This window comes from Rhodanobacter terrae, from assembly GCF_042657005.1.
Lineage (GTDB): Bacteria > Pseudomonadota > Gammaproteobacteria > Xanthomonadales > Rhodanobacteraceae > Rhodanobacter > Rhodanobacter terrae.
On the sequence record NZ_JBHSNG010000009.1, the window covers coordinates 86,049 to 98,985 of the forward strand.

The 12,937-nt window shown below is 63.7% G+C and carries 9 protein-coding genes; 2 read left to right on the plus strand and 7 right to left on the minus strand.

Going from position 1 to position 12,937, the window contains the following annotated elements; genetic code table 11:
- The 6 genes from ACFPPB_RS10455 to ACFPPB_RS10480 all read right to left on the minus strand — a co-directional run bounded on the left by ACFPPB_RS10455 (nucleotide 1) and on the right by ACFPPB_RS10480 (nucleotide 9,512).
- Entirely contained in the window at nucleotides 1-879 is an 879-nt protein-coding gene (locus ACFPPB_RS10455; RefSeq protein WP_377326775.1) for a carbohydrate ABC transporter permease, read from the minus strand.
- Entirely contained in the window at nucleotides 876-2,207 is a 1,332-nt protein-coding gene (locus ACFPPB_RS10460; protein ID WP_377326777.1) for a sugar ABC transporter substrate-binding protein, read from the minus strand. Before ACFPPB_RS10460 ends, ACFPPB_RS10455 begins: the two co-directional genes overlap by 4 nt.
- Nucleotides 2,204-3,667 carry a glucoamylase family protein gene (locus ACFPPB_RS10465; protein WP_377326779.1) on the minus strand — a complete coding sequence of 488 codons (1,464 nt, stop codon included), beginning with the start codon at nucleotides 3,665-3,667 and terminating at the stop codon, nucleotides 2,204-2,206. The genes ACFPPB_RS10460 and ACFPPB_RS10465 overlap by 4 nt, the downstream gene beginning before the upstream one ends.
- Nucleotides 3,668-3,742: 75 nt before the next feature.
- The gene (locus tag ACFPPB_RS10470; RefSeq protein ID WP_377326781.1) at nucleotides 3,743-5,266 is read right to left on the minus strand and encodes a tryptophan halogenase family protein; all 1,524 of its coding nucleotides are present in this window, start codon (nucleotides 5,264-5,266) and stop codon (nucleotides 3,743-3,745) included.
- A gap of 118 nt (nucleotides 5,267-5,384) precedes the next feature.
- Nucleotides 5,385-8,426, minus strand: coding sequence for a TonB-dependent receptor (locus ACFPPB_RS10475; RefSeq protein ID WP_377326783.1), 3,042 nt, complete (start codon nucleotides 8,424-8,426; stop codon nucleotides 5,385-5,387).
- Nucleotides 8,427-8,465: 39 nt separating this feature from the next.
- Nucleotides 8,466-9,512, minus strand: a complete 1,047-nt coding sequence (locus tag ACFPPB_RS10480; RefSeq protein WP_377326785.1) for a LacI family DNA-binding transcriptional regulator — start codon at nucleotides 9,510-9,512, stop codon at nucleotides 8,466-8,468.
- Nucleotides 9,513-10,268: 756 nt separating this feature from the next.
- Here ACFPPB_RS10480 and ACFPPB_RS10485 point away from each other — a divergent pair.
- Nucleotides 10,269-10,727, plus strand: a complete 459-nt coding sequence (locus ACFPPB_RS10485) for an SPFH domain-containing protein (RefSeq protein WP_377326787.1) — start codon at nucleotides 10,269-10,271, stop codon at nucleotides 10,725-10,727.
- 162 nt (nucleotides 10,728-10,889) lie between these two features.
- A complete protein-coding gene (gene rsmG, locus ACFPPB_RS10490) occupies nucleotides 10,890-11,519 on the plus strand; it encodes a 16S rRNA (guanine(527)-N(7))-methyltransferase RsmG (RefSeq protein ID WP_377326865.1) in 630 nt (209 codons plus the stop codon).
- 23 nt (nucleotides 11,520-11,542) lie between these two features.
- On the opposite strand, the gene ACFPPB_RS10495 is transcribed toward rsmG, so the two are convergent.
- The gene (locus ACFPPB_RS10495) at nucleotides 11,543-12,901 is read right to left on the minus strand and encodes a GH1 family beta-glucosidase (RefSeq protein WP_377326789.1); all 1,359 of its coding nucleotides are present in this window, start codon (nucleotides 12,899-12,901) and stop codon (nucleotides 11,543-11,545) included.
- Between the last annotated feature and the right edge of the window lie 36 nt (nucleotides 12,902-12,937).

Genomic DNA, 12,937 nt, shown 5'->3' on the forward strand with positions numbered 1-12,937 from the left:
TCACGACTCGCCTCCACGCCGCGAGACCTTCAGCATCAACGCGGTCACCGCGAACATGATGATGAACAGCAGGAACGCCACCGCCGAGGCGGAGCCCAGGTTCCACCACTTGAAGCCTTCGTCGTACATCAGGTACAGCACACTGGTGGTGCTCTGCAGCGGGCCGCCCTCGGTCATCACGTAGGGTTCGGCGAACAGCTGGAAATAGCCGGACACGGTGAGGATAGCCACCATCAGCATCGTCGGCGCCAGCATCGGCAGAGTGATGTGGCGGAACTGCCGCCACGGGGAGGCGCCGTCGATGCGTGCGGCCTCGTACAGATCGATCGGAATCGCCTGCAACCCGGCGAGGAAGATGATCATGTTGTAGCCGAAGTTCTTCCACACCGCGAACGCGATGATCGTCGGCATCGCCCAGTGCGGATCGCCCAGCCAGTCGATCGGGTGGATGCCCAGATGGCCGAGCGCGGCGTTCGCCATGCCGTACTTGGTATTGAACAGATAGCGCCAGACCACCGCCACCGCCACCACCGTGGTCACCACCGGTGCGAACAGCGCGGTGCGGAAGAGCGGCTTGGCCCGCGCCAGCGGCGAGTTCAGCAGCAGCGCCGCACCCAGCGAAGCGCCGATCGACAGCGGCACGCCGACCGCCACGAAATACACGGTGTGCCCCAGCGCCGACCAGAACAGCGGCCGCTGCAGCAGCGCCCAGTAGTTGCCCAGCGCCACGAAGCGCAGGTTGCGGATGTCGGCCAGCGCATAGAGGTCGTAGTCGGTGAGGCTGAGCGCCAGCGCGGCGAGCACCGGCAGCAGGAAGAACACCCCAAGCACCAGCAGCGCCGGCGCGAGGAACAGCCAGGCCGCATGTTGCCGATTCATTTCCCGTCCTCCGCCGATGGCTGTGGATGATCGAGCACCCAGCGGCGCTTTTCCAGGATGAGGTCGGTGCGGCGGTCGATCTCGGCGGCAGCCTGGTCGATGGTGAGCTGGCCGGCGATCGCCCGCGCGGCAACCAGCTGCATCTCGTTGGCGATGCGCTCCCATTCGGGCACCGGCGGCGTCGGCTTGACGCGTTCCAGCTGGTCGCGGAACGCGCGTGCCTTCGGATCGTCGCGCAGCGCGCCGCCGGCCCACGACGCGCGCCGTGGCGGCATGTCGCCGAGCAGGTCGTAGAAGCGCTGCTGCACCGCCGGTTGCGACAAGTACTCGATCAGTGTCCAAGCGGCCCGCTGGTGCGACGAGTTGCGGAAGATCACCAGGCTGGAGCCGCCGGCCACCGCCGCACCGGGGCCATCGGGTCCGGGCAGCGGGGCGGTGGCCCAGTCGTCCTGCTGCGCAGCCGGCAGACGCGAGCGGAACTCGCCGATGTTCCATGGGCCGGACAGGTAGAACGCGTAGACCCCGTGGCCGAATTCCGACCACGGATTGCCGGCTTCCACGTTGGTGATTGCCGGGGCCTGGTGCAGCCGGAACGTATCGACGTAGAACGTCAGCGCGCGCTTGAAGCCGGCACTGCGGAAATTGCCGTAGCGGCCGCCATCGCGCAGCAGCGGGTCGGGTTGTTGCAGCGCCAGCGACATCAGCTGCTCGTACTCGTTGGTCGGCAGCAGGATGCCGTACGCATGGCGTTGCGGATCGCTCAGCGCGGCCAGCATGCGCCGCCATTCGGCCCAGTCGCGCGGCGGTGCGTCGAAGCCGGCGGCCTTGAGCAGGTCCTTGCGGTAGAACAGCAGTCGCGTGTCCACATACCACGGCACGCCGTAGAGCGTGCCGTCGATGACGTTGGTCGCCCAGATGCTGGCGAAGTAATCGTCCGGCCTGATCACGGCGGAACGGTCGACGCGCGGCTGCAGCGGCTGCAGCGCATGCAGCGCCACCATCTCCGGCAGCCAGGTGTTGCCGAGCTGGGTCATGTCTGGCGTGGAGCCACCGGCAAACGCGGTCAGCAGCTTCTGGTGCGCCGCGGTCAGCGGCAGCTGTTGCACCTTCACGTGGATGTCCGGATGCGCGCGCTCGAAATCCGGCAGCAGCTTGACGATCGCCTCGCCCTCGCGGCCGATGGTCCAGAATGTGAGTGGCCGCTCGGCCGCCGGCGTCCGTCCGCACGCGCCGCTCAGCACGGTGCACAGAACGACACCCGCCAACACCAGGCCGCGTCGCATCGAAGGCGCGCGCGGCGATGGATGCGGGCGGCCGCCGTGCTTCATGGCCTCGGCGTGTCCGCGCCCAGCCAGCCGCCTTCGAAGCCGGCGCGTTCGAGTCCCTTGCGGATGTACGGATTCTTCTTCATCACGTTCCACACGAAGCCGCTGCGCCAGTCCTCGACCATCAGCACGATCGGACCCTGGTCGATGCCCAGCTGCACGCTATCGACCCAGCCCATCGGCCGCAACTTGCCGGTGCGCATGGGGGTTTGCACATGGAAGCTGGGATTGAACGCATCGACGAAGCCGTACCTGTTGTAGATGTCGGCGCCGTAACGGCGCTTCATCTCCTGCAGCGCGGGTATCACGATTTCCGGCGCGAACGCGATCGAGCCGCCCGCCGCGGTCGGCGCGATGGTGCCGTCGTCGGAGATGTAGTCGAGCCCGGCGCCGCGCGCGGTATAGCCGTAGAACGTGCGATCGCCCGCGGCGCCCTTCACGACCAGGCCGCCGGGGCCGTTGCTGGCGGTGAGGCCCCAGACGTTGGCGCCATAGCCGGTCCAGCGGCCGGGGTTGGCGATCGCGTAGCTGCGCTGCGCATAGGTGGCGCGGCGGCCGTTCTCGAAATAATCCAGATCGTGCTCGCGGCTCCAGGCGTCGCGGATGCCGCGGAAATCGATCCAGATTTCGGTGTACTGGTGACCGAACAACGGCGCGAAGTTGAGAAAGGTCTGGCCGTAGAACTTGCCCCAGGTCAGCGGGTTGGTGGACAGCCACGCCTTCCAGGCATCGGCTTCGACCGGGTGGGTCGGCGAGCCTAGCGCGAGGATGTAGACCAGCATGCCTTCGTTGTAGCCCTTCCAGTCGGTCGGGATGAACTTGCCGCCCGGCGTCCATCCCATGCTGATCAGCGGCTTGCGCGGTTGCATCCAGGGCCAGTCGACGCGGCGGTAGATCGTGTCCGCCAGCTGCCGGATCTCCGCTTCTTGCGGCGTGTCGCGGTCGTAGTACGACTGCGCGAACAGCACGCCGCCGAGCAGCAGCGTGGTATCCACGCTGGACAGCTCGACGTAGCGCATCGCGCGCTTGCCGGTCTTCATGTCGATGAAGTGATAAAAGAAGCCGTGGTAGCCGGCGGCATCGTCCTCGCTGTCGTTCTGCGGCGCATTGGCGAAGAAACGCAGCGTCGCCAGGGTGCGCTCCGCTGCCTGCGCACGGGTGACGTAGCCGCGCTCGACGCCGACACCATAGGCGGTCAACCCGAAGCCTACCGCGGCGATCGAGGAAAACGACCGACCCGGATACGAATCCGGCACTAATCCGGTCTTCGGATCGGCACTCTGCCAGAACCAGTCGAAGGTACGCCGCTCCAGGTCGTCGACCAGCAGTTGCTGCTGTCTGGGCAGGGCGGTGTAGCCATGCTCCGCTGTCCTTGCCGCGGCCGACGACTGCCAGCCTGCACCGAGAGCCAGCAAGGCGGTCAGTACGGTGGCATGCAGGATCCGGAAAAGCTTGCTGGGCATGGTGTAGCGCTCTATCTCACGATGGGGAGGGCGATGCGGAGCCGTGGCATGGCCACCGGACGGCCTGGGGGAAGGTCAGGCGACCGCCAGACCGGGCGCGGCGCAATGGCGATCGATGAATGCCTGATGCGGCGGCATCGCATCGACGCAGCTGGCGACTACCTGGCTGACGCTGGCCATGAACCTGGCCAGCTCCTGATCCGGCATCTGGTCGACCAGCGGGTGGTAGCCCTGCGGCAGGATGTGCTGGCCCAGCATCACCTGCACCCAGCTCGTGGTCGCGAACATTTCCTCGGCGTCGCGGAAGAAACGCCCGCTGTCGCGGAACAGGCGGATGTTGTCTTGCAGCTGCGCCGGGATCGACATGGTGCGGCACTGGTTCCAGAACGGCGTGTCGTCGCGCTCGGTGGCGTGGTAGTGCAGGATCAGGAAATCGCGGATGTGCTCGTACTCGAATGCCGCCTGCGCGTTGTAGCGATCGATCACCACCTCGCTGAAATCGCGCTGCGGAAACAGGTTGAGCAGCCGCGCGATGCCCGACTGGATCATGTAGATGCTCGTCGACTCGAGCGGCTCCAGGAAGCCGCTGGCCAGGCCCAGCGCGACCACGTTCTTGTTCCAGAACTTCTTGCGCACGCCGGTGGTGAAGCGCAGCGGGCGCGGATCACCCAGCGGCCGGCCATCGAGATTCTTGAGCAGGGTCGCGGCCGCTTCGTCATCGCTGATGTGCGCACTGGAATACACATAGCCGTTGCCGGTACGGTGCTGCAGCGGGATGCGCCATTGCCAGCCGGCGCTGCGAGCGCTGGAGCGGGTGTAAGGCGTGGGCGGTCCGACTTTTTCGCAAGCAACGGCCAGCGCGCGGTCGCACGGCAGCCAATGGGTGAAATCGAGATAGCCGGTATGCAGCGCCTGCTCGATCAGCAAGCCGCGAAAACCGGAGCAGTCGATGAACAGGTCGCCTTCGATGCGTTCGCCGCTCTCCAGAACCACTGCTTCGACGAAGCCGTCATGTGGCCGCAGCACGGTCTGCGCGATCTTGCCTTCGGTGCGGCGTACGCCGCGCTGTTCGGCGTAACCGCGCAGAAACTTCGCATACAGACTCGCGTCGAACTGATAGGAGTAGGCGATGTTCGCCAGCGGTGAACTGGCGGGTACGTCGGTGGCCGAGGTCATGAACTTGCCGAGCGGCGCCGCCAGTGTATTTATCGAGTAAGCGCCGATATCGGAGGCCATCCCTTTCTGCATGGCCTTGATCCAGAACTGGTGAAACGGCAGCAGGCTCACGTCGTGGCCGATCGCGCCGAAGCCGTGGATATACGTATCGCCGAGGCGGCCCCAGTCATTGAACTGCACGCCGAGCTTGAACGTGCCCTGGGTATTCTTCATGAACTCGATATCGTGGATGCCCAGCAGATCGTTGAACAGCTTCAGGTGAGGCACCGTGCCCTCGCCGACGCCGACGGTACCGATCTCTTCGGACTCCACCAGCCGGATCGAATACTCGGCGCCGAGTACCTTGGCGAACGCCGCCGCGGCCATCCAACCTGCGGTACCGCCGCCGACGATGACAATGTTCTTGATGCGAGTGTCGGTCATAGGGAGCGTGCGAGTAACCAGAGAATGTTCATGACGATTGCCGCAAAACAAAGCCCGCACGTGCGGGCTTTGTATGAGGCCTGTGTACCGTTGCCGGCCAGCCCTCGGGACCGAGCCTCTAGAACTTCACGCCCACGCTCACGCGCAACGTGCGCGGATACCCCGTGATATCACCCGTAGGGTTGTACATCACTGGAGTCCTGTTCAACTTGCCATTGGAGCCGTAGTCCGTGATGTAGTCGACATAGTTGTTCCAGTTGAACAGATTGATCACGTCGATTCGCAGATAGGCGCTCAAGCCGTTATGGATCTCGAAGTTCTTGGTCGCCTGCAGGTCGATGTCGCGGTAGCCGAAGACCTTTCCGCCAAGCAGGAAGCGACCCTCGCCTGGCGGAAAGAATGACACCGCTCGACTGCCATTGCCGGCGACACCGCCACTATCCATATTGGTGACCGGGAGCCCGTAAAAGGCCTGCCCCAAGGACGGCGTTGTCGTGGCCAGGGTCAGCTTGCCTCCAAACAGGAAGCCCCACGGGCCGTCCAGCGAGCCAGTGACCACCAGGCGATGCTTCGGCACGTCGGCGGAGACGAATGGATAGTTGCCGGCCTTCTCGTAGTCGAACGCGTACTGGTCGTCCGGGTTGTTGTTGTTGTGGTTGTAGAGCGAGTGCGTATAGGTGTAAGCGATGCTCGCGCCCCAGCCGGATTCCTTGGTGTATGGCTTGTCGGCCGACAACAGCACCTGTTCGGTCTTGGTCTCCAATCCGTTGTCGGCAATGATCAGGCTGCCAAAGCCGGGGACGCCGTTACCCCATGGCTGGCTGCCGTTTTGCCAGAACGCGCCATTCGGATAGCGGTTGCCCAAATGGTAGTAAAGGCCGTCGTGGCTCCTGACGCTGGCAAAAGCGGCGCTCGTATTCCAGTCGCCGATCTTGTTGCGCATGCCGATGCTGATCTGATCGGAATATGGCGCCTTGATGTTGTTGTTGACCATGTCGACTTCCTTGCCGACATTGCTACCGGTGACCAGCGACTGCAAGGTGGGAATGTTCAAATAGGCCGGATTCCAGGCAAAGCAGGTGGGGTCTACCCCGACATTGCAAGGTACATCCGCTGTATTGAACTTGAGCGTCGGCTGCGACAGCGCCACTTTGGTTTGCTCGACCTGCAAGGCTTCGTACAGGTTGCGGTTGTACGAGCGGCCTATGCCGCCGAAGATCACATGGTTCTCGTCGCCATTGATGTCGTAGGAGAAGCCGAGGCGCGGCTGCCATTCATTGGTCTGTGCGTGGCGGTTATGTCCAGTGCCGATGTAGTCATTGATGTTGACGCCACCCTTGGCCAAGGTCTGTGCGTAGGTCTGGCCGGCCGTCGCGTTCGGATCCTGGCTGTTCAGCGCAGCAACTACATTGGCCGGGGTCACCCAGCTGAGATACGACGGAGTTTTCTCGTAGTCCCAGCGTACGCCCAGGTTCAGGGTCAGATGATCGTTGATGGCCCAGTCGTCCTGAATGTAGGTGCCGAACTGCTTGTCCGAGCTGGTCGCGGTCGGGTTGAAGCCCGGGGTCGGGCTGCCGAATTGCACCTGATACGGAATCGACTCGGTGCCGGCCCCGGTGACGGCGTAGCTGTACAGCGCGTTGCTGTCGCCGGAGTCCAGAGCGGTCAGCTTGACCGCCTTGTACTTCACGCCCATCTTGATGACGTGATCGCCGTGCCACTCCAGATCGTTGAAAGTCAGGTCGTCTTGCAGCGCGGGACCTTTCTGGCCCTTGTCCTGCTCCGATAACGGGCCTGCGCCGGTGACCAGGATCGTTTGCGTCTGCGAGAGGCCCGTGGCGACGTATTGACTGCCGTCGCCGGCAATTATTGGCGTCGGGTGATAGGAAGCATTTTCGTAGGTTGCCTGCAAGCGGTTGAACCAGTTGTCCGCGCTGTGATCCCAACGCAGATCGGCACGCTTGTCGGTATTGAGGGTGTTAACCGCAGCGCTAGCCGCGTTGGTGCCGCCGACGCCGCTGATCGCGGTTTCATCGCGATATTTGGCGCTCACTTCGAAACGGTCGCGATCGGACGGCTCCCAATCGATCTTGCCGAACCAGTTGTTTTCGCGGAACGGGTTGCTGGCCGGCCCGAGCAGCGCCTGGGCGCTGGCCGGGAGCAAGTTGTTAAAGCCGCTAACGCCTGGAACGACGGTGATCGGGCTATCGAATTCCTTGCCTTCATAGGCGATGTAAAAATGCGCCTGGTCTCTGATGATGGGTCCGCCCAGGTCGAAGCCATAGTCTTTTTCGTGCGATACCTGTTTCTTGCCGGCGAATTGTTCGGAGGGTGTTTCCGCACGCATTCTGGTGTTGGTGTAATCACCAAACACATCACCGTGGAATTCGTTGGTGCCGGACTTGGTCTCGGCGGTGACGGCTGCGCTGGAAATCTGATCGTATTCGGCTTTGTAGTTTGAGGTGATGACCTTGTATTCGGCGATTGCCAATTGCGGAAATGGATTGCCTTGGCTGTTGTTCTGGCCTGTGCCACCGCCGCCCAGCACGTAATTCTTCTGGCCTACGCCGTCGATGTAGATATTCGTGCCGCTGGCGAACTGGGCACCGGAGCGCAGGCTCGTGTTGCCATTGGCGCTCCGGGTGAAAATCATGCCCGGCACCGCATCGGCGAACTCGAGGAAATTGCGTGAGGCCTCTGGCGTGGCATTTATTTCACGCAACGAAACGGTATCTCCCACTTCAGAAGTCTTGACTTCAACCAGGCTGGTGGCGGAGACCGTCACAGCGTTGAGGTTCGTTGCGTTTGCAGTCGATGGCGCTGCGGCTGTCGCCGGCGCGGCGGTCAGGTCAAGCGATGCTGTGGAGGCCACGCTGAGTGTGACGGTGCGCTCGGTACCTGGCCCGGCATCGACCTGGTAAGTGCCGGGCGGCAGGCCGACCAGCGCGTAGCTGCCGTCGGTAGCAGCCTTGGTGCGACGCACGGCGCCGGTGGCAATCTGCTTGGCTGTCACCACCGCGCCGGCCGCAGCGTGACCGCGCAGGTTGGCATCGGCGCTGGCGGCAATCGAAAGCGCCGAGGTGCTGATGGTGAGCGCAGCTACCGATGCCTTGACCAGATTTGCGAGCAGTTTCTTTTTGAAGTTCATGGGCGTTTTCATGGTTCCCCTCCCGGATATCGACTGACCTGTTTTCGGTAGCTACTTTTTTGACGAACTGTCTGCGTGTGCGGGTGACATCTTGGTGAGATTCGCGCCGCAGGTGCCGCGGGCGACGATCTCGCAGTCGAGGGTGTGTGTGTGTGCCGCATCCTGGCCAGGCTCCTCCAGCATTGCCGCCAGTTGTTCGAGCGCGCTGCGGCCCAGATCGACGATGCGTACCCGCACCGTGCTGAGCGGTGGCGTGACATAACGCGCGATCGGAATGTCGTCGAAACCGGCCAGCGCGATCTCGCGCGGCACGTCCACGCCGGCATCCTTGAAGGCATAAAGGCAGCCCACGGCCATCATGTCGTTGGCGGCGAACACGGCTTTCGGTCGCTGCTTGCGCGCCAGCAATTGCTGTCCGGCGAGATAGCCGGACTCCTCGTTGAAATCGCCCGGCACCACATCCAGCGGCGCGTGCGGGGCGTATTTGGCCATGGCGGCGCGATAGCCGAGTTCGCGCTGCTGCGCGTCGAAGTTGCCGGCGGGGCCGGCGATGAAGGTCACGTCGGAACGGCCCGCCTCCAGCAGATGCCGCACCATGGCGTAAGCGCCGCCGTAGTTGTCGATATTGAGCACTGCGTACGAGGAGCTCTTTACCGCGCTGTTGAGCAGCACGGCCGGCACGCTGGCGGGGAGGTTGGCGTGCAGGAACGCCGTGTCCAGATGCGCGGACATGATCAGCAATCCGTCGACCCGACCCTGCATCGAACGCAGCGCCGCGGCCGCATCCTCGGCGCCATCGTGCGAACTGGAAACCAGCAGATGCAGGCCGCGCGCCCGCGCAGCCAGATCGATGCCGCGGATCAGCTCGGAAAAGAACTCGCCATACAGGTCCGGCAGCAGGGCGCCGATGGTATGGCTGCGACGGGTAATCAGCATGCGGGCCGCGGCATGCGGCATGTAGCGCAGGCGCGCCGCGGCCTCGCGGATGCGCTCGCTGGTCTCCGCGGTCACCCCGCGGCCGCCGTTCAATGCGCGTGACACCGAAGCCACCGAAACGCGGGCCTCACGTGCCACATCTTTGATGGTCGCTGTCGCCACGCGAGCTTGCTCAGGATCGCCGAAAACCCAGCAGTGGCGGCAACGTAAACGTTTTCATGGCGACATGTAAAGTGCCTGTAAAAAGAAAATTCTGCTGCGCTGCGGGGTTTTTTTGCGGCTCTACAAGCTCGCGATGGGACAAACCCAAGGCACGCCGACGGCGCACGGCGAACTGCGGCTGGAACAGGTGCTGTGGCAGTGCAGCAACCGTCATTCAGGCGGGATAGAAATCGCCAAGCCTCGAGGGGCAATGGCTCCTTGAGGAGAGGTGTTGGGCTGAAAGAGGAGACGTCCAGTATCGCCGGCAACGTTGCGGCTGGCCGGGATCCGTGCCCGATTCGGACAGATGGAATTGACCTCGGACGGCCATTTGTGACCTGGCGTTGTCGTCGAGACCATCGGCGGAAGCTCGCTCGATGGGCGGCCCCGCGGCGGTTACCCCGGCCACAGTCTTCAGGTCGACCGCCGTGAATCCTCCAGGTACGACGCGCGTCTCAGTTAGGCGTCACCGGACCGACTTTTATGCGTCCTACCATTTGCGGCGCGTCTGATGGCAGGACTTATGCTTTTGATTTCATGCTTCTTCAGGAATCGACGGGGCATGCGACAGACGTCTCACTTCAGCGTGCTTCAACCTCTTGTTAAAAATTACCGCATGTCGTTAAATCAAGGTTAATCTTCGCACACTCAAGCGACTGTATCCTCAAGTTCCCGCAACATTGAACGATATAGGGACAAGTCCCTGTTTTGAATATCATGATGACTCTCCTGACCTTACTGCTCGTACTACCTGCCGCGCTGATCGCCAGCGCCGTGAAGGTCGTGCCGGCCGGTCAGGTCTACAGTTTGTATCGGCGCGGCAAGCCGGTGCGGCTGTTGTCGTCGGGTACGCACCTGGTGCTGCCGGTACTGGATCGGGTGGCGCACAAGATCGATATGGCCGGACAGACGCTGCGCTTCGAGGAGCCGCTGGCCGATGCCCATGATGTCCGCGGCACGGTGTACTGGCAGGTGCTTGAGCCGGAACGGGCCGACGCCGTGTTCGAACAGGTCGATCAGCTGATTCGCCGCGGTGCGCAGGAAGCCTTGCGTGCCGAGCCGGCGGTCGATGACGCCCACCGCCGTGATCTGGGCGCACGGGTGAAGCAGTCCTTGAACAGTGCGCTGCGCGAGCGCGGCATGATGGTGACCCGGGTCGAGCTCGACGTGGCCTGAGCCTGGAAATTGCGTCAGGGCGACCGAGAGCGCCCACGCCACAGGGGATTTGTGAACCTCGCAACCCGCTTCGGCGGGTTTTTCTTTGGTCGGCTTGCATCCTCCGCTGGCATCGCCGCCGTCCGGCCGGGATACTGCCGCCCCGGATTACAGGAAAGCATGATGGCCTCGCGCGACGCCTTGCAGGTACGACTCGAACAAGGCATCGCCGCACTGGGGCTGAGCCTGCCGGCTGACGCCGTGCCGCGCCTGCTCGACTATCAAGCTCTGCTGGAACGCTGGAACGCGGCCTATAACCTTACCGCCGTGCGCGATCCGGCGGAGATGATTACCCGTCACCTGCTCGATTCGCTGGCGATTTTGCCGTACGTGCAAGGGCGTACCCTGGCCGACCTCGGCACTGGTCCGGGTCTGCCCGGCATCGTGCTGGCGATCGCCGCGCCGGGGCGCGAGATCCTGCTGGTCGATTCCAACGGCAAGAAGGTGCGCTTCCTGCGCGAGGCGATCCGCGCGCTCAAGCTCGAAGGCGTGCGGGCACTGCAGTCGCGCGTGGAAGACGTCGAGGGCAAGTACGACTGCATCACCGCGCGCGCGTTCGCCAGTCTGGCCGACATGCTCGGCTGGGGCGGCCACCTGCTGGCGCCGGAAGGGATCTGGCTGGCGATGAAGGGCAAACGGCCGGATGACGAGCTGCCCGGCATACCGACAGGGTTCGAAGTGCGCGGCATGCACGAGCTGGCCGTCCCGGGTTTGCCAGCCGAACGTCATCTGCTGATGCTCGGCCGCGCGTAGGAGCCCGCTAGCGGGCTCCTACCCTACGCGTCGTCGAGGACGCTGCCGTTGCTCTGGATCACTTGCGCATAGAGCTTTGCGGTGGCCTTGGGCGTGCGCTGCTGGGTGGCGAAGTCGACGTGGTACAGGCCGAAGCGCTTGGAGAAGCCCAGCGACCACTCCAGGTTGTCCATCAGCGACCAGGCGTAATAACCCTTCAGGTTGACGCCGGCCTCGATCGCCTTGTGCACGGCCTTGAGGTGCTTGCGCAGATAGTTCGTGCGCAGCGGATCGTCGACCACGCCGTTCTCGGCCACCGGCGGATCGTAGAACGCGGAGCCATTTTCGGTGACGAACAGCGGGATGTCGCCGTAGCGGTCCCTGAATCCAACCAGCGTATCGGTGAGGCCTTGCTCGAACACTTCCCAGCCGGTTTCGGTGTAGGTCTGGTTCGGCTGGCGCACCGGCACCGCCTTGAGCGGATAAGCATGCGGGTCGTGCTTTACCACGGCGCGGGTGTAGTAGTTGATGCCGACGAAGTCGACCTTCTGTCGGGTCAGCTTGAAATCGTCGGCGGGGAAGTCCGGCCACGCGTCGCCGAAGATTTCCTTCAGCTCCGGCGGATAGCTGCCGAGCAGCGCCGGATCGGCGAACTGCTGGTTCATGTAGGCGTGCGCGCGACGCGTTGCCGCCAGATCTTCGGCGCTGTCCGAATGCGGATACTTCGGCTCGATGTTGAACACCACGCCGATCTCATGTTTGCCATGCGCGCGATACGCCTGGATGCCGGCACCGCTGGCGCGCATCAGATTGTGCGCGGCGATCGGTGCCTCGTATCTGTTGCGGTGGCCCGGCGCCAGCGCGCCATGCAGGTAGCCGCCATCGGTGACCACCCACGGCTCGTTGAGCGTGGCCCAGCGCGGCACGCGGTCGTCCAGCGACTTGAACATCACCTCGGCGTAGGCGGCGAACCAATGCGCACTGTCGCGATTGAGCCAGCCGCCGCGGTCGTCCAGCGCCGCCGGCAGATCCCAGTGGAACAGCGTGACGTTCGGCGCGATGCCGTTTTCCAGCAATTCGTCCACCAGCCGCGAATAGAAATCCAGCCCCTTCGCGTTGACTCTGCCGGTGCCCTCGGGCAGCACGCGTGCCCAGTTGATGCTGAAACGGTAGCCGTGCAGGCCCAGCGCCTTCATCAGCTGCACGTCGTCCTTGTAGCGGCGGTAGTGGTCGCAGGCGACGTCGCCGTTGTCGCCGTTGCTCATCATGCCCGGCGTATGCGCGAAGCGCTGCCAGATGCTGGGGCCGGCGCCGTCGGCCAGGGGCGAGCCTTCGATCTGATAGGCGGACGTGGCGGCACCCCAGTGGAAGCCGTCGGGGAAGCGGAAACTGGGGCGTGTCATGGGCTGCCTGTGGCCAAGTGCTTGATGTAAACGGTT